The 18,960-nt window shown below is 44.9% G+C and carries 14 protein-coding genes and 1 other annotated feature; of the genes, 3 read left to right on the forward strand and 11 right to left on the reverse strand.

The annotated features are described in order from the left end of the window. The first annotated feature begins 235 nt into the window (after positions 1 to 235). The 3 genes from ETP43_RS13900 (at position 236) to tnpC (ending at position 2,863) form a co-directional block, all read left to right on the forward strand. A complete protein-coding gene (locus ETP43_RS13900; RefSeq protein ID WP_118635358.1) occupies positions 236 to 613 on the forward strand; it encodes a hypothetical protein in 378 nt (125 codons plus the stop codon). Then, positions 606 to 962, forward strand: a complete 357-nt coding sequence (gene tnpB / locus ETP43_RS13905) for an IS66 family insertion sequence element accessory protein TnpB (RefSeq protein WP_117526118.1) — start codon at positions 606 to 608, stop codon at positions 960 to 962. The genes ETP43_RS13900 and tnpB overlap by 8 nt, the downstream gene beginning before the upstream one ends. 272 nt (positions 963 to 1,234) lie before the next feature. Beyond that, positions 1,235 to 2,863, forward strand: a complete 1,629-nt coding sequence (gene tnpC / locus ETP43_RS13910; protein ID WP_129258740.1) for an IS66 family transposase — start codon at positions 1,235 to 1,237, stop codon at positions 2,861 to 2,863. 207 nt (positions 2,864 to 3,070) lie between these two features. Here tnpC and tuf read toward each other — a convergent pair whose 3' ends face one another. The 11 genes from tuf to nusG all read right to left on the reverse strand — a co-directional run bounded on the left by tuf (position 3,071) and on the right by nusG (position 18,948). Next, entirely contained in the window at positions 3,071 to 4,264 is a 1,194-nt protein-coding gene (gene tuf / locus ETP43_RS13915; RefSeq protein ID WP_117525039.1) for an elongation factor Tu, read from the reverse strand. 156 nt (positions 4,265 to 4,420) lie between these two features. Further along, on the reverse strand, positions 4,421 to 6,538 hold the full coding sequence (fusA, locus tag ETP43_RS13920; RefSeq protein ID WP_022398581.1) for an elongation factor G: 2,118 nt from the start codon (positions 6,536 to 6,538) through the stop codon (positions 4,421 to 4,423). A 14-nt stretch (positions 6,539 to 6,552) separates the two neighbouring features. Further along, on the reverse strand, positions 6,553 to 7,023 hold the full coding sequence (gene rpsG, locus ETP43_RS13925) for a 30S ribosomal protein S7 (protein ID WP_022398582.1): 471 nt from the start codon (positions 7,021 to 7,023) through the stop codon (positions 6,553 to 6,555). Positions 7,024 to 7,238: 215 nt separating this feature from the next. Next, positions 7,239 to 7,652: a 30S ribosomal protein S12 gene (rpsL, locus tag ETP43_RS13930; protein WP_022008863.1), complete on the reverse strand. Its 414-nt coding sequence runs from the start codon at positions 7,650 to 7,652 to the stop codon at positions 7,239 to 7,241. A gap of 236 nt (positions 7,653 to 7,888) precedes the next feature. Then, entirely contained in the window at positions 7,889 to 11,605 is a 3,717-nt protein-coding gene (rpoC, locus tag ETP43_RS13935; protein ID WP_022398583.1) for a DNA-directed RNA polymerase subunit beta', read from the reverse strand. An 88-nt stretch (positions 11,606 to 11,693) separates the two neighbouring features. Further along, positions 11,694 to 15,521 (reverse strand): DNA-directed RNA polymerase subunit beta, encoded by a 3,828-nt coding sequence (rpoB, locus tag ETP43_RS13940; protein ID WP_129258742.1) that lies wholly within the window; start codon positions 15,519 to 15,521, stop codon positions 11,694 to 11,696. A 294-nt stretch (positions 15,522 to 15,815) separates the two neighbouring features. Further along, positions 15,816 to 16,187, reverse strand: a complete 372-nt coding sequence (gene rplL / locus ETP43_RS13945; protein WP_022398585.1) for a 50S ribosomal protein L7/L12 — start codon at positions 16,185 to 16,187, stop codon at positions 15,816 to 15,818. Positions 16,188 to 16,336: 149 nt separating this feature from the next. Further along, positions 16,337 to 16,825 (reverse strand): 50S ribosomal protein L10, encoded by a 489-nt coding sequence (rplJ, locus tag ETP43_RS13950; RefSeq protein WP_022398586.1) that lies wholly within the window; start codon positions 16,823 to 16,825, stop codon positions 16,337 to 16,339. 34 nt (positions 16,826 to 16,859) lie between these two features. After that, positions 16,860 to 16,994, reverse strand: a sequence feature (ribosomal protein L10 leader region). Positions 16,995 to 17,132: 138 nt separating this feature from the next. Continuing rightward, complete coding sequence (rplA, locus tag ETP43_RS13955; protein WP_022398587.1) at positions 17,133 to 17,825, reverse strand: 50S ribosomal protein L1; 693 nt, start codon at positions 17,823 to 17,825, stop codon at positions 17,133 to 17,135. A gap of 93 nt (positions 17,826 to 17,918) precedes the next feature. Next, positions 17,919 to 18,344 (reverse strand): 50S ribosomal protein L11, encoded by a 426-nt coding sequence (gene rplK / locus ETP43_RS13960; protein WP_022172800.1) that lies wholly within the window; start codon positions 18,342 to 18,344, stop codon positions 17,919 to 17,921. An 88-nt stretch (positions 18,345 to 18,432) separates the two neighbouring features. After that, entirely contained in the window at positions 18,433 to 18,948 is a 516-nt protein-coding gene (gene nusG, locus ETP43_RS13965) for a transcription termination/antitermination protein NusG (protein ID WP_129258744.1), read from the reverse strand. Positions 18,949 to 18,960 lie beyond the last annotated feature (12 nt).

The raw sequence follows: 18,960 nt of genomic DNA on the forward strand, positions 1-18,960 counted from the left end.
TTCATCAGTACTCATTATATAATTGTAACTTGCCATAATAGCAAACATTCGCAGGAGTTTCTTTTTGGCACCGTTTTGGCACCGCAAGCCTTCTTTTTCAATTTTAAATTTATCCGTATTTCATCTTGCTGATAAACGTAAACGTCAAACCACTCGCCTAGCCGGATCAGCACATTTATGAGATACTCTAAAAAGTACGAAAAAACTAACTAGTTTTTTAGAGGAGGACTAAAGTATGGACCAATCAACTCATGATGTAAGACGCACCAACTGGCTGAACATTATAGAACAATGTCAGCAAAGGCCGGAAAATATGACCGTGAAGCAATGGCTTGCCGATAATGGTATCAAAGAAAAATCTTATTATTACTGGCTCCGAAAATTCCGCAAAGAAGCGTATGAGCAAATGCAGATGCCACCAGCCACTTCATCTTCGGAAATCACGTTTGCTGAGATCTCTGTTCCGTTAAGCAGGCAGGAAGAACCGATACACTCCTTTCAGGAACAACCTCCGGTTGCCATCATCAAAAATGGTGCTTTATCCATTGCGATATCTAACGATATTTCGGAAGCCCTGCTTGACAGGATCTTCCAGGTGATCCGTCATGCTTAACGATGCAGCAGGAATCCGCAGGGTTGTACTCGCCTGCGGATATGTTGATCTGCGGAAAGGCATTGACGGACTGTCCATGATCATCGGTGACAGATACCATCAGAATCCTTTTGAAAAAGGAACTCTTTTTCTTTTCTGCGGAAGAAGATCCGACCGGATCAAAGGTCTGCTTTGGATGGGAGATGGATTCCTGCTTCTGTACAAACGCTTAGAAGACGGATCCCTGACCTGGCCCAGGACAGAACAGGAAGCTGCAGAACTTACAGAGGAACAGTTCCAGTATCTGATGCTCGGACTGAACCCACTGGACCCAAAGATCAAAGAGGTCCATCCGAAAAGAGCACTCTGACTTTTGTGCAAAACAGAGATTTTTTCAGCGTTTTCATCAGGTCAAAAATCAGTCGTTGTAACATAGGTTTTCACTCTTTCCAGACGCACTCAGTGCATCTGAGAATGATTGAAAATAAATTTTTTGAACCTTGAAAATACTATATTTTCTTATGTTTATGGACGTTATACGGCTTTTTGGCACATAGGCATAATGACGAAGACGTCATTCTTGGAAATTCGCCATTTTCCGTTGTTTCTGTTATAATGGATACAGTGAAAAGGAGCGGGACAATGGATCATAAACATACACTTACTGAACTGAATAACTGCAGCCGCGAGGAACTGATTACCATGGTTCTTTCCATGCAGGGACAGCTGGATATGCTGAACCAGAACATAGAAAAACTGATCGAACAGGTACGCCTCGCCAACAGCTATCGTTTTGGCAAACATACGGAAACTTTAAAATCGATCGACGGACAGCTCTCCTTTTTTGATGAAGCAGAAGCTGCATATGATGCATCAGTTCCAGAACCTCCTGCAGATGAGATCCTGCCCACCAAGCGGAGTCAGAAGAAAAAAGGAAAACGGGATCTGGATCTGAAAGATTTCCCTGTAGAGATCCTTCCGCCGTATCATGTTTCCAAAGAAGAACTGGATGCCTTCTATGGCGATGGCAACTGGCGTCAGATTCCAAGTGAGACCTATAAGAGGCTTCGCTACGAGCCGGCATCATGGACCGTTGAGGTTCATACGGTCGAAGTATATGTTGGGACTGACGGCGACCATCAGGACGAATTCATCCGCGGAGAAAGGCCAAAGGATCTGCTCCGGAACAGCATTGTGACCCCGTCCCTGCTGGCAGCTATCCTGAACGTAAAGTATGTAAACTCATCCGCACTTCACCGGATCGAGCAGGAATTCGAGCGCAATGGTGTAAAGATATCCCGGCAGACCATGTCCAACTGGATCATCAAATGTGCTGACAGATACTTTGCACCTTTTGTTGAGCGGATGAAATCAGAACTGCTGTCGCTGCATGTCACACAGTCTGATGAAACGCCGACGCAGGTGATCGCAGACAGCGATCATCCCAACAGCAAGTGTTACATGTGGGTGCACCGTTCCGGTGAACTGTATAAGGAGCGCCCCATCGTGATCTATGAATACCAGAAAGGGCGCGACCACCACAAACCTCTGGATTTTTACCGGGACTATAAAGGGATCCTTGTAACGGACAGCCTCCAGCAGTACCACGTACTTGAAAGGAAACTCCCAGAGGTAACAAACGCGAACTGCTGGGCACATGCAAGGCGCGATTTTGCAGATGCAGTAAAAGCAGCCGATAAAAAAGACCCACAGGCGGTCAAACAGTCGGTTGCATATCAGGCACTGCAAAAGATCGCAGGATTCTATAATATCGATACGGAGCTAAAAGGGCTCTCGTCGGAAGAACGTCTTCAAAAGCGGCAGGAGGTGATCCGGCCGATGGTTGAGGAATTCTTTGCGTGGGTAAAACAACAGGCTGCGGAATGTGCTGTACCGCCAAAATCAAAAACGGCCCAGGGACTGAACTTCCTGATCAACCAGGAAAAATATCTTAAAGTTTTCCTGGAAGACGGCGATGTTCCCATTGACAACTCGGCTTCGGAACGGGCAATCCGGACCTTCTGCATCGGAAAGAAAAACTGGATGTTCCACAACACCGCAAACGGGGCGAATGCCAGTGCACTGGTGTACAGCATTTCAGAAACTGCGAAGCTGAACAACCTGCGGCCGTATTACTACTTTAAATATATCCTCACAGAGCTGCCGAAACGCTGCGATAAACAAGGAAATATAGATCCTGCGGAATTAGATGATCTGATGCCTTGGTCATCAGAACTTCCAGACGAATGCAGGAAACCACGCCGCTCATAAAAAAGCGGCGTTTCATTTAATGTCAGGCGCATGGTTTGACGTTTACTGATAAACATTTCACTGTTTCTAATCTGATGAATTTACGAATAATTCTTTTCTTAGAGTACAGAAAAACCCCGGAAACCTTGCGGTTCCGGGGTATCTTACGTTTGGACACAATGTTATCTTACGATAACGATATATATAATTTTATCTGCTAATCAGTGATTACTCGATGATAGAAGCAACACGGCCTGATCCTACAGTACGTCCACCTTCACGGATAGCGAAAGTCAGACCCTGTTCCATAGCGATCGGATGGATCAGTTCGATTGTCATTTCTACGTTATCACCAGGCATGCACATTTCTGTACCTTCTGGCAGGCTGATAACACCTGTTACGTCAGTTGTTCTGAAGTAGAACTGCGGACGATAGTTGTTGAAGAACGGAGTATGACGTCCACCTTCATCTTTTGTCAGAACGTAAACCTGAGCTGTGAATTTTTTGTGGCATGTTACAGAACCTGGTTTAGCCAGAACCTGTCCACGAACGATTTCTGTTCTCTGAACACCACGCAGCAGAGCACCGATGTTATCACCAGCCTGTGCTTCATCCAGCAGTTTACGGAACATTTCGATACCAGTTACAACTGTTTTCTTAACGTCTTCTTTAACACCCAGGATTTCAACTTCGTCGTTCAGATGCAGAACACCACGCTCTACTCTACCAGTAGCAACAGTACCACGACCAGTGATTGTGAATACGTCCTCTACAGGCATCAGGAACGGTTTGTCAGTGTCACGCTGAGGATCCGGAATGTAGCTATCTACAGCATCCATCAGTTCCAGGATTTTGTCTCCCCATTCGCTGTTCGGATCTTCCAGAGCTTTCAGAGCAGATCCCTGGATAATCGGAGTGTCATCTCCCGGGAATTCGTACTCGTTCAGCAGCTCACGGATTTCCATGTCTACCAGTTCCAGAAGTTCTTCATCGTCTACCATATCACATTTGTTCATGAATACAACGATGTAAGGAACACCTACCTGACGAGACAGCAGGATGTGCTCTTTTGTCTGAGCCATAACACCATCGGTAGCAGCTACAACCAGGATAGCACCATCCATCTGTGCAGCACCAGTGATCATGTTTTTAACGTAGTCAGCATGGCCTGGGCAGTCAACGTGTGCATAGTGACGTTTGTTTGTTTCGTACTCAACGTGAGCAGTAGAGATTGTGATTCCACGTTCTCTTTCTTCTGGAGCTTTATCGATATTTTCGAATGCTACAGCTTCACCTGTACCCAGTCTTTCGTGCAGAGTTTTTGTAATAGCTGCAGTCAGAGTAGTTTTACCATGGTCAACGTGTCCAATGGTACCAATGTTACAATGTGGTTTGCTTCTTTCAAATTTAGCTTTAGCCATTATTAATTTTCCTCCTTAAAACTTGCGCCTTACGGCAAAATTTTAATTTACTATATTATTAGACCTGCTATCCTTGATTATATTGCAAATCAAGGATATTTGCAAGTCATATTTCCATAATTTCAGCAATTACGGGCGCCTGATAGTAAGGCGTTATTATTTAGCCTTTGCAGACAAAACCTTTTCCTGAACGGACTTCGGAACTGGTTCGTATTTTTCAAAGAACATGGAGTAGTTACCACGTCCCTGAGTTCTGGAACGAAGGTCTGTTGCGTAACCGAACATTTCAGCCAGCGGAACATATCCACGGATCATTTTTCCACCACCGATATCTTCCATACCTTCGATACGACCACGACGGGAGTTGATATCACCGATAACATCACCCATGTAATCTTCCGGAGTAGTAACTTCGACTTTCATGATAGGCTCCAGCAGTACAGGAGATGCTTTCTGCATTGCTTCCTTGAATGCCATAGATCCGGCAATGTGGAATGCCATTTCAGAAGAATCGACTTCATGGTAAGAACCATCGTATACGTTTGCATGAACACCTACTACAGGGAATCCACCCAGGATACCAGACTTCATAGCGTCTTCGATACCTTCACCTACAGCCGGGATGTATTCCTTCGGAATAGCACCACCAACTACGGTAGATTCAAATTTGTAAGTTTCTTCTGCGTTTGCATCCATTGGCTCAAATTTAACTTTACAGTGACCATACTGTCCACGTCCACCGGACTGTTTTGCATATTTGTGCTCAACGTCAACCGGTTTTGTGATGGTCTCTTTATATGCAACCTGAGGAGCACCAACATTAGCTTCTACTTTGAATTCTCTCAGCAGACGGTCAACGATGATATCCAGATGCAGCTCACCCATACCTGCGATGATTGTCTGACCAGTTTCCTGATCGGTATGAGCACGGAAAGTAGGATCTTCCTCTGCCAGTTTTGCCAGAGCTTCACCCAGTTTACCCTGTCCAGCTTTTGTCTTAGGCTCGATAGCCAGCTCGATAACTGGTTCCGGGAATTCCATGGATTCCAGGATTACCGGATGCTGATCATCACAGATGGTATCACCGGTAGTACTGAACTTGAATCCGATCGCTGCTGCGATATCTCCGGAGTAAACTTTGTCCAGCTCCTGACGTTTGTTCGCATGCATCTGCAAGATACGTCCTACACGTTCTTTTTTATCTTTTGTAGCATTTAATACATAAGAACCGGAGTTCATGGTTCCTGAGTATACACGGAAGTATGCCAGTTTACCAACGAACGGGTCAGTCATGATCTTAAATACCAGTGCGGAGAACGGTTCATCATCAGAAGAATGACGAACAACTTCGTTTCCGTCCAGATCAGTTCCGTTGATAGGCGGAATATCTGTAGGAGCCGGCATGAACTCCAGGATAGCATCCAGAAGTTTCTGAACTCCTTTGTTTTTGTAAGCAGATCCACAGCAAACCGGAACAGCTGTACACTCGCATGTACCTTTTCTCAGTGCTGCTTTCATTGCTTCTACAGAAGGTTCTTCACCTTCCAGATATTCCATCATCAGATCATCATCCAGCTCGCAGATTTTCTCTACCAGTTCTGTATGATACAGTTCTGCTTCGTCCTGCATATCTTCCGGAATATCTACTACAGAGATATCATCACCCTTATCATCGTTGTAGATGTAAGCTTTCATCTCGAACAGGTCAATGATTCCCTGGAATTCATCTTCTTTACCGATTGGCAGCTGAAGACAAATTGCATTTTTTCCTAATCTTGTTTTAATCTGATCTACAGCGTTGTAGAAATCTGCACCCAGGATATCCATCTTGTTGATGAATGCCATACGAGGTACATTGTATGTGTCAGCCTGACGCCATACGTTTTCAGACTGTGGTTCTACACCACCTTTTGCACAGAACACACCAACAGCACCATCCAGTACACGCAGGGAACGCTCTACCTCTACAGTAAAGTCTACGTGACCTGGGGTATCAATGATGTTGATACGATGTTCCAGAGCACCTTTTTTCGGTTTTGTCTGTTCTTCCAGAGTCCAGTGACATGTGGTAGCTGCGGAAGTAATGGTGATACCTCTTTCCTGCTCCTGTTCCATCCAGTCCATGGTAGCAGTACCTTCATGTGTATCTCCGATTTTATAGTTTACACCGGTGTAGTATAAGATACGCTCTGTCAGAGTGGTCTTACCAGCATCGATATGCGCCATAATACCAATATTTCTGGTTCTCTCTAATGGATATTCTCTTCCAGCCAATTGGATTTCCTCCTTTAGAATCTGTAATGAGCAAATGCCTTATTAGCTTCTGCCATTTTATGCATGTCTTCTTTCTTCTTAACAGATGCACCGGTGTTGTTCATAGCATCCAGAAGCTCATTTGCCAGTCTGTCTTCCATGGTCTTCTCTCCTCTTTTACGAGAATACAGAGTTAACCAACGAAGAGCCAGGGCCTGACGTCTTTCCGGACGAACCTCGATAGGTACCTGATAGGTAGCTCCACCGATACGTCTAGCCTTTACTTCCAGTACAGGCATGATGTTGTTCATAGCTTCTTCAAAAACTTCGATTGCTGGTTTTCCAGCTTTTTCTTCAATTTTAGCGAAAGCGCCGTATACAATCTTCTGTGCTACACCTTTCTTACCGTCTAACATGATGTTATTGATAAGTTTGGTAACCACTTTATTATTGTACATCGGATCTGCTAACACGTCTCTTTTCTGAGTATGTCCTTTACGTGGCACGTTACTTCCCTCCTTAATCAATAGATTATCTCTTAGGTACTCACATGACAGCCTGAGCAGTTAAACAGGTACTGTCGACTATGTGTTCGCACTGGTAAATTCCTCTATTTGACCCGCAACCATCAGGGTATAAATGGAATGACCGTACATAGTATTGTGATATTGTCAAATTCGTTTTGTTATGCTGCTAGGCAGCGATAACGCAGCTTTTTGTCTTATTTTTTAGGTCTTTTAGCTCCGTATTTGGAACGGGCCTGTTTTCTGTTAGCAACACCTGCGGTATCAAGAGTACCTCTGATGATATGGTATCTTGTACCAGGTAAGTCTTTAACACGGCCTCCACGGATCAGAACAACGCTATGCTCCTGAAGGTTATGACCTTCTCCTGGAATGTAGCTTGTTACTTCGATTCCGTTTGACAGACGTACTCTGGCAATCTTACGAAGAGCTGAGTTAGGTTTTTTAGGTGTAGCAGTTTTAACAGCTGTACACACACCTCTCTTCTGTGGAGAAGACAGATCGCTGGATTTTTTTCTTAAAGAGTTAAAGCTTTTCTGCAGAGCAGGAGCGGTAGATTTCTTAACAGAAGTCTGACGTCCTTTTCTTACTAACTGGTTAAATGTTGGCATTCCATTTCACCTCCTGTAATTATTCCTTTTCTGGTTCTGCGGTTGCTATTTCTAAAATCATACGACTATGCAGCCGTCTTACCTGTTATAAGGTAATTTTGTGCGCATTAAAATAACTGCATTTCCATGCGCACCTGTAGTATCATAGCATCCAAAAAATAAAAAGTCAAGGGAGTATTTCTGATTTTTTATCAGTTTCCCTTGACTTTTTACTTATTTATTCGCTATTTGCTGATTTACTCTTCGGTATCCTCCAGAGTTACCAGTTCTTCAGCGATTTCATCTGTTTCTTCGTCGGTACCAGCAGCTTCGGAAGTTTCTTCTACTGTGATATCCTCTTCCGGTGTAACTTCCAGATCTTCATCGTCCATCACGATATCTTCCTCTTCTTCCTTCAGCATGTCGTCTGTGGAAAGTTTGATATTGCTGTAACGTTTCAGACCGGTACCGGCCGGAATCAGTTTACCGATGATAACGTTTTCTTTCAGACCTACCAGGTGGTCAACTTTTCCTTTGATAGCAGCTTCTGTCAGGACTTTTGTTGTCTCCTGGAAGGATGCTGCTGACATGAAGGAATCGGTTGCCAGAGAAGCTTTGGTAATACCCAGCAGAACCTGTTTTCCTTCTGCAGGAGTTTTTCCTTCTGCTTCCATCTGTTCGTTGATGTCTTCATATTCAAGGAAATCAACCATGGTTCCCGGAAGAAGTTCTGTGTCTCCGTTGTCTTCGATACGGATCTTCTTCAGCATCTGACGAACGATAACCTCGATATGCTTATCGTTGATTTCTACACCCTGCAGACGGTATACTCTCTGTACCTCACGGATCATATAATCCTGTACGGCACGTACACCTTTGATCTTCAGGATATCATGCGGGTTAACAGAACCTTCTGTCAGTTCATCACCGGCTTCGAGCATCTGTCCATCCGTAACTTTGATTCTGGATCCGTAAGGGATCAGATAAGTCTTGGATTCTCCGCTTTCTTTATCGGTAATTACGATCTCACGTTTCTTCTTGGTATCTTTGATTGCAACTTCACCAGGAATCTCTGTGATGATGGCAAGTCCTTTCGGTTTTCTTGCCTCAAACAGCTCCTCGACACGAGGAAGACCCTGTGTAATATCGCCACCGGCAACACCACCACTATGGAAGGTACGCATGGTCAGCTGTGTACCAGGCTCACCGATGGACTGTGCGGCGATAATACCGACAGACTCACCAACCTGAACAGCTTCACCGGTTGCCATGTTGGCACCGTAACATTTTGCACAGATACCAACTTTACATTTACAGCTCAGAATCGTACGGATCTTGATCTTGTCGTAAGGTTTGCCTTCTGCATTGACACCTTCGCTCATGATCTTAGCTGCACGTTTCGGCGTGATCATGTGGTTTGCTTTTACAAGCACATTACCATCTTTATCTTTGATTGTCTCGCAGGAGAAACGTCCTGTGATACGTTCCTGCAGACTTTCGATTTCTTCTTTTCCGTCTGTGAATTCCTTCACATACATACCCGGAATCTCATCTCTGCCTTCCGCACAATCCATCTCACGAACAACCAGCTCCTGAGATACATCTACCAGACGTCTGGTCAGGTAACCGGAATCGGCGGTACGAAGGGCGGTATCGGACATACCTTTTCGAGCTCCATGGGCGGACATGAAATATTCCAGTACATCAAGACCTTCACGGAAGTTTGACTTGATAGGCAGCTCGATGGTGTGACCGGTTGTATCGGCCATCAGTCCTCGCATACCTGCCAGCTGTTTGATCTGTTTATCAGATCCACGGGCTCCGGAATCGGCCATCATGAAGATGTTGTTGTATTTATCCAGACCATTCAGCAGGGCTTTTGTCAGCTCATCATCGGTCTGTTTCCAGGTTTCTACAACCTCTTTGTAACGCTCTTCTTCTGTGATCAGACCACGTTTGAAGTTTCTTGTGATCTTATCTACAGTTTCCTGTGCCTGTTCGATCATCTGCGGTTTCTGCGGCGGCACGGTCATATCGGAAATCGATACGGTCATGGCTGCTCTTGTAGAATATTTATATCCGGTTGCTTTGATGTCATCCAGTACTTCGGCAGTCTTTGTCTGTCCGTGTGTGTTGATGACTTTCTCAAGAATCTGTTTCAGCTGTTTCTTTCCTACGTGGAAATCAACTTCCAGAATCAGTTCATTGCCCGGAACGGAACGATCTACAAATCCCAGATCCTGCGGCAGGATCTCATTGAACAGGAATCTACCCAGTGTAGATTCTACAGTTCCTGTAACCACTTCACCGTTCGGCATTGTTTTCTTACGACGAACATGAATTCTTGACTGCAGTGTCAGGTATCCGTTTTCATAAGCCAGAATGGCTTCGTTTAAGCTCTTGTAATATCCGCCTTCTCCTTTGCTTCCCGGTCTTTCCTGTGTCAGATAGTAGATACCCAGGACCATATCCTGTGAAGGAACGGCTACCGGACCACCATCGGACGGTTTCAGCAGGTTGTTCGGAGACAGAAGCAGGAAACGGCATTCTGCCTGTGCTTCTACGGACAGCGGAAGATGGACAGCCATCTGGTCACCATCGAAATCGGCGTTGAACGCGGTACAAACCAGAGGATGCAGCTTGATTGCTTTACCTTCTACCAGGATCGGTTCGAATGCCTGAATACCCAGACGGTGCAGTGTAGGAGCACGGTTCAGCATAACCGGATGCTCTTTGATAACGTCTTCCAGTACATCCCATACTTCCGGCTGTACTTTCTCGACCATTTTCTTTGCATTTTTAATATTATGAGCGGTTCCGTTTGCAACCAGTTCTTTCATAACGAACGGTTTGAACAGCTCGATCGCCATCTCTTTCGGCAGACCACACTGATAAATCTTCAGTTCCGGTCCAACGACGATTACGGAACGTCCGGAGTAGTCAACTCGTTTACCCAACAGGTTCTGACGGAAACGTCCGGATTTACCTTTCAGCATATCGGACAGCGATTTCAGAGCTCTGTTACCAGGTCCGGTTACCGGACGACCACGACGACCATTATCGATCAGCGCATCTACAGCTTCCTGCAGCATACGTTTCTCGTTTCTTACGATGATATCCGGAGCACCCAGCTCCAGCAGTCTTTTCAGACGGTTGTTACGGTTGATGATACGACGATACAGATCATTCAGGTCAGAGGTAGCAAAACGTCCACCATCCAGCTGTACCATAGGACGCAGATCCGGCGGGATAACCGGCACAACATCCATAATCATCCATTCCGGTCTGTTACCGGATTCACGGAATGCTTCTACAACTTCCAGACGTTTGATGATACGGGCACGTTTCTGTCCGGTTGCATCTTTCAGTCCGGCTTTCAGTTCTACGGATTCTGCTTCCAGGTCGATGGACTGCAGCAGCTCTTTGATAGATTCTGCACCCATACCTACACGGAAGGTATCACCAAACTGTTCTCTTGCTTCCTGGTATTCTCTCTCTGTCAGCACCTGTTTCAGCTGCAGATTGGTGTTACCCGGATCAAGAACAATATAATTTGCAAAATACAGGACTCTCTCCAGTGTTCTCGGAGACAGATCCAGGATCAGCCCCATACGGGACGGGATTCCCTTGAAGTACCAGATATGAGATACCGGTGCTGCCAGTTCAATATGTCCCATACGCTCTCTACGAACGCTTGATTTTGTAACTTCTACACCACAGCGATCGCAGACAACACCTTTATAACGGATCTTTTTATATTTACCACAATGACACTCCCAGTCTTTGCTTGGTCCAAAGATTCTCTCACAAAACAGACCATCTTTTTCCGGTTTTAATGTACGGTAGTTGATGGTTTCTGGTTTTTTTACTTCACCATGAGACCATTCACGGATCTTTTCCGGAGATGCCAGACCAATTTTAATCGCATCGAACGTCATTGGTTGATATACTTCTTTATTGGTTGTTTCAGCCATTTGGTTGCTCCTTTCTAGGATTCACTCCCACGACCGCTGTTACACGGTCGCAGGACTTTTTCTATCGCATCAGAGAATGTCTTCTCTCTTAGAAATCTAATTCTTCGTCAGCAGACTCATCAGCTGCGTCTTCTTCTACATCCACCAGTTCTTCGCCTTCGAATTCCTGTTTGCTGAAACCATAGTTTCCGTAGGACTCTTCTTCATCGCGGTTGTAACGTTTGTCACCCTCGATGATGGAGCGCAGATCAGTATCGCCATAGTCGATATTTTCCATGATTTCCACTTCTGTATTATCGTCTTTCAGGACTCTTACATCCAGACCCAGGGACTGCAGCTCTTTGAGCAGTACCTTGAAGGATTCCGGAATACCCGGTTCAGGGATATTGTCACCTTTGATGATCGCTTCGTATGTCTTCACACGACCGATCACATCATCGGATTTGACTGTCAGGATCTCCTGCAGAGTATAAGATGCACCGTATGCTTCCAGTGCCCATACCTCCATCTCTCCGAAACGCTGACCACCGAACTGAGCTTTACCACCCAGAGGCTGCTGTGTTACCAGGGAGTATGGTCCGGTAGAACGTGCATGGATCTTATCATCAACCAGGTGATGCAGTTTCAGATAATGCATGTGACCGATAGTTACCGGGCTGTCGAAATATTCACCGGTACGACCGTCACGAAGTCTTACTTTACCGTCGCGTGAGATCGGAACACCTTTCCACAGTTTTCTGTGATCTCTGTTTTCATACAGATAATCCATTACTTCCGGAAGCAGTTCTTCTTTGTGTTTGTCAGAGAACTCTTCCCAGGACAGGTTTACATAATCATTTGCCAATTCCAGAGTATCCATGATGTCGTTCTCGCTCGCGCCATCGAATACCGGAGTAGCAATGTTAAATCCAAGAGCTTTCGCAGCCAGACTCAGATGAATCTCCAGGACCTGTCCGATATTCATACGGGAAGGTACACCCAGAGGGTTCAGCACGATATCCAGCGGACGTCCGTTCGGCAGGAATGGCATGTCTTCTACAGGCAGAACTCGGGAAACGACACCCTTGTTACCATGACGACCGGCCATCTTATCACCGATGGAGATCTTTCTCTTCTGTGCAATGTAGATACGAACAGCTTGGTTTACACCCGGTGACAGTTCATCGCCGTTTTCTCTTGTAAATACTTTCGCATCCACAACAATACCATATTCACCGTGCGGTACTTTCAGGGAAGTATCACGCACTTCTCTTGCTTTCTCACCGAAGATTGCTCGCAGCAGACGTTCCTCAGCTGTCAGTTCGGTCTCTCCCTTCGGAGTTACTTTACCAACCAGGATATCTCCCGCACGAACCTCAGCACCGATACGGATGATACCACGCTCATCCAGATCTTTCAGAGCATCATCACCGACACCCGGAACGTCTTTTGTGATCTCTTCCGGTCCCAGCTTGGTATCTCTGGACTCTGCTTCGTATTCTTCGATATGAATAGAAGTATATACATCTTCCTGTACCAGTCTCTCGCTCAGCAGAACGGCATCCTCGTAGTTATAACCTTCCCAGGTCATGAATCCGATCAGCGGGTTCTTACCAAGAGCAAGTTCACCATTGTAAGTAGAAGGACCGTCAGCAATTACCTGACCTGCCTCTACGTGCTCGTTCTTGAACACGATTGGTTTCTGGTTGTAACAGTTAGACTGGTTACTTCTCAGGAATTTAGTCAGACGGTATACATCTGTGGTACCGTCATCATTTTTCATTGTAATTTCTTTAGATGTAGACTTGGTAATGGTACCTGCCTTCTTGGCAACCACACAAACACCGGAGTCTACGGCAGCTTTTGCTTCGATGCCTGTTCCGACTACAGGAGCTTCTGTAATCATCAGCGGTACGGCCTGACGCTGCATGTTGGATCCCATCAGCGCACGGTTCGCATCATCGTTCTGCAGGAACGGGATCAGGGCTGTAGCTACAGAGAATACCATCTTAGGAGATACGTCCATGTAATCGAACATTCTTCTTTCGTATTCCTGTGTCTCTTCGCGGTAACGACCGGATACATTCTTATGAAGGAAATGTCCTTCTTCATCCAGCGGTTCGTTCGCCTGTGCTACATGGTAATTATCTTCCTCGTCAGCTGTCATATAAACAACTTCGTCTGTGACGCGAGGATTCTTCGGATCTGTTTTGTCAATCTTACGATACGGAGCTTCTACAAATCCGTATTCGTTGATTCTTGCATAAGATGCCAGAGAGTTGATCAGACCGATGTTCGGTCCCTCAGGAGTCTCTACCGGACACATTCTTCCGTAATGGGAGTAGTGTACATCTCGAACCTCGAATCCGGCACGGTCTCTGGACAGACCACCAGGTCCCAGTGCGGACAGACGTCTCTTATGAGTCAGCTCACCCAGCGGGTTGTTCTGATCCATGAACTGAGACAGCTGAGAAGAACCGAAGAATTCTTTTACAGCAGCTGTTACCGGTTTGATGTTGATCAGAGACTGTGGAGAAATACCCTCCGGATCCTGTGTTGTCATTCTTTCACGAACAACACGTTCCAGTCTTGACATACCGATACGGTACTGGTTCTGTAACAGTTCTCCGACTGCACGGATACGACGGTTTCCTAAGTGGTCGATATCGTCGTCGGTTCCCAGACCATATTCCAGATGTAAGTTATAGTTAATAGAAGCAAAAATATCTTCTTCTGTAATGTGTTTCGGAATCAGATCATGAATATGATGTTTGATGGCTTCTTTCAGCTCATCTTCGTCTTCATATTCTTCCATCAGCTGTGCCAGTGCCGGATAGTATACCAGCTCTGTAACGCCCAGTTCTTCCGGATTGCAGTCTACATATGTGGTCAGATCTACCATCATATTGGACAGAACTTTTACGTTTCTCTCTTCTGTCTGAATCCATACAAACGGAACTGCCGCATTCTGGATAGAAGTTGCCAGTTCTTTTGTTACTTCTGTACCTGCTTCTGCCAGGATCTCACCTGTGGTGGTATCCACTACGTCCTCAGCCAGTACGTGACCGCTGATACGGTTCTTCAGATGCAGTTTTTTATTGAATTTATATCTACCTACTTTAGCCAGATCGTAACGCTTCGGATCAAAGAACATGCTTGTGATCAGACTTCTTGCGCTGTCCACTGCCAGCGGTTCGCCCGGACGGATCTTCTTATACAGCTCTAACAGACCTTCTTCATAGCAGGTTGCTGTATCTTTGGTAAAGCTTGCCAGAATCTTTGGCTCCTCACCGAACAGTTCTGTGATCTCTGCATTGGTTCCTTTTCCCAAAGCACGAATCAGAACAGAAATCGGAACCTTTCTTGTTCTGTCTACACGTACCCAGAAAACATCGTTGGCATCTGTTTCATATTCCAGCCATGCTCCTCTGTTCGGAATTACGGTAGAAGAAAACAGTCTCTTACCAAATTTGTCATGAGCAATCGCATAGTAAATACCAGGGGAACGTACTAACTGACTGACAATAACTCGTTCTGCACCATTAATTACGAAGGTACCGGTTGCTGTCATCAACGGCAAATCTCCCATGAAAATCTCATGCTCTTTAATTTCGTCGTTTTCCTTATTGTACAATCTCACCTTTACTTTTAAAGGTGCTGCGTAAGTTGCGTCTCTTTCTTTGCACTCTTCGATAGAATATTTCACATCATCCTCGCACAAAGTAAAGTCCACAAATTCCAAGCTCAACTTGCCACTGTAATCTGTGATCGGAGAGATATCAGCAAATACTTCCTTTAAACCTTCCTCAAGGAACCAGTTATAGGAATCTTTCTGAACCTCAATCAAGTTGGGCATTTCCAAAACTTCTTTTTGTCTCTGGTAGCTCATCCGCATACTTTTACCGTTTGTAATAGGACGTATTCTGTTTTTTTCCATTGACCGTTTCACCCCTTGTGTATTTGATTTATTACTGCTCATGCCTGTTTCGTGCTTCTTAAGATTAGACTAGTAGGCATATCTTGCCATAATAGTGCATTTTTTACAATATCACAGTTTGTCAAGAGTGTCAACCTATTTTTCTAATCTTTTTTTATTTTTTCAAGATGTCATGGGGAAAAGATCAAATCTGCTTTGGTCCTTTACCCATGACACCTTCTTCATTATAAAAACCCGGAAGAGCACCGTAGCTCTTCCGGGTTCTCCATCTTTCGACTAAATGCTGTAACCTAATTATTTCAGAGTTACTTTAGCGCCTTCAGCTTCCAGTTTTGTTTTGATTTCTTCAGCTTCTGCTTTTGCAGCTGCTTCTTTGATTACTTTCGGAGCACCGTCTACTACTGCTTTAGCTTCTTTCAGTCCCAGACCTGTTGCTTCACGAACAACTTTGATAACTTTAACTTTGTTAGGACCAACTTCTGTCAGTTCTACGTCAAATTCATCTTTTTCTTCTGCTGCTTCTGCTGCACCTGCTGCTGCTACAACAACACCTGCTGCTGCGGATACACCAAATTCTTCTTCACATGCTTTTACCAGTTCGTTCAGTTCCAGAACGGACAGTTCTTTGATAGCTTCAATAAATTCAGCTGTTGTAAGTTTTGCCATTTTTATTTACCTCCAATTATAAGTTTGTTTTCTTTTTTAATTTTTTTGAAGCAGCTTATGCTGCGAGGAAGTTCGACATCGTTTTGCGCTGTCGAACAGCTAAGTTTCTAACCTCAGGCTGCGCTTTCAGCTTGCCTTCGCTAAGAAACTTATGCTTCTTTTGCTTCTGCGATCTGGCTGATGACGCGAGCAAAGTTTGTGATTGGGGACTGGATGCTTCCAAGCAGTTTTCCAAGAAGTTCCTCTCTGGAAGGTACTTCGGACAGTGCTTTGATTCCAGCCTGGTCATAGTAACCACCTTCAACAACACCTGCTACCAGTTCCAGCTGCGGAGCTGTTTTTGCGAATTTCGCAAGGATTCTTGCAGGAGCAGTTGCATCTTCTTTAGAGATAGCCAGAGCGTTTGTTCCATCCAGATGTTTGCACAGTTCTTCACACGGAGTTCCCTGGAATGCAAAGTTCATCATTGTGTTTTTGTATACTTTGTATACAACGCCAGCTTCTCTTAATTCCTTACGCAGCTGAGTATCCTGAGCTACTGTCAGACCACTGTAGTTTACCAGAACAACGCCCTGAGCATCAGCGATATTTGCGGAAATCTCTTCTACGATCGGTTTTTTCAGTTCAACTTTTGCCATGATTGGTGCACCTCCTTATAGATTTTGTGTACCGCCAAATATGAAAAAAGCCTCTCTGCACGCAGCAAAGAGGAGATCAATTCTTCATTAAGAATGTATTTTCCTCGGCAGGCGTACTTGCCTTATGCCTTACGGCACCTGCTGTCTTCGGCGTGATACTGGTGTATTATAGCATCGGAACGTTTTTCTGTCAAGCGGTTTTTGTATTTTTTTGTTTTTTATTTTCACCACAACTCTTTTCCGATCTACGATAGAAAAAAGAGCGTCATCCGAAGATTCCGCTCTTTTTTCACTTTAACTTATATGATTACACAAGTTTTAATGGGTTAATCTTAACGCCAGGTCCCATAGTAGGAGCTACTGTTACGCTCTTCAGGAACTGTCCTTTCAGTGTAGCAGGTTTTGCTTTGTTGATTGCACCCATCAGCGTCTGGAAGTTGTCCGCTAACTGTTCTTCTGTGAAAGAAGCTTTTCCGATTGGCACGTGAATAATGTTTGTTTTGTCAAGACGATATTCAATCTTACCAGCTTTGATATCCTGAACAGCTTTGGTAACGTCCATAGTTACTGTACCAGCTTTCGGGTTTGGCATTAAGCCTTTCGGTCCAAGTACACGACCCAGACGACCAACAACACCCATCATGTCCGGTGTAGCAACAACTACGTCAAAGTCAAACCATCCTTCGTTCTGGATCTTCGGGATCAGTTCTTCTGCTCCAACGAATTCTGCGCCAGCTGCCTGAGCTTCATCAGCTTTTACACCTTTTGCGAATACCAGGACGCGAACAGTTTTACCGGTTCCGTGAGGCAGAACTACTGCACCACGAATCTGCTGGTCAGCGTGACGTCCGTCACAACCTGTTCTGATATGAGCTTCGATTGTTTCATCAAATTTTGCAACTGCAGATTTTTTAGCTAAAGCGATTGCTTCATCCGGATCATACAGTTTTGCACGATCAACTGCTTTTGCAGTTTCCATATATTTTTTACCGTGTTTCATTTCCTATAACCTCCTGTGGTAATTGCGGGGATTGCCCTCCCACGATATTTGTCTGTTTGTGACCTTCCGGTCTCAAAGTTACATTAGTAAAGATTAGTCCTCAACTACGATACCCATACTTCTTGCAGTACCAGCGATCATGCTCATAGCTGCTTCGATGCTTGCTGCATTCAGATCTGGCATTTTCATTTCAGCGATCTCTTTTACTTTGTCTTTGGAAATAGTAGCTACTTTTGTTTTGTTCGGAACACCTGAACCTGATTTGATGTTACAAGCTTTCTTCAGCAAAACTGCAGCTGGTGGAGTTTTGGTTATAAAGCTGAAACTTCTGTCTGCGTATACAGTGATAACTACAGGGATGATCAGATCTCCCTTGTCAGCTGTTCTAGCATTGAATTCTTTTGTAAACTGTACGATGTTTACACCATGCTGACCCAGAGCCGGTCCAACTGGTGGTGCTGGTGTTGCCTTACCAGCAGGAATCTGTAATTTGATATATCCTGTTACTTTCTTTGCCATTGTAATGACCTCCTATAATGTGGTAATTGCGGGGATTTCCCTCCCACGAATCATTTCTGTGCGAAACCTCGTACTTCGATGATTCTGTTTACAACTTCTTAATTTCTGCGAAACTGATCTCAACCGGTGTTTCGCGACCAAATAACTCAACATTGATTGTCACAGTCTGTTTCTGACTGTTGATCGTCTGGATAATACCAGTAGTATCTTTCCAGGCTCCTCCGGTAACAACTACGCTGTCGCCTTCTGCAAAATCGATTTCGATGGTCTCAGGCTGGATACCCAGCATGCCGATCTCCTCTTCGCTCAAAGGCACCGGTTTGGATCCCGGTCCGACAAATCCGGTCACACCACGGGTGTTACGAACAACGTACCAGGTATCGTCATTCATTACCATGTTGATCAGTACATATCCCGGAAACATCTTCTTGGATACGAGCTTCTGTGCTCCGTTTTTCAACTCTGTCACATCCTGCATCGGTACCCGTACTTCCAGAATCTGATCTTCCAGATGTCGGTTTTCGATTGTTTTCTCAATGTTGGCTTTCACTTTGTTTTCATAGCCCGAATATGTATGGGCTACATACCAGTTTGCTTCTGCCATTTCATCACCCTT

Source organism: Blautia faecicola, from assembly GCF_004123145.1.
Lineage (GTDB): Bacteria > Bacillota > Clostridia > Lachnospirales > Lachnospiraceae > Oliverpabstia > Oliverpabstia faecicola.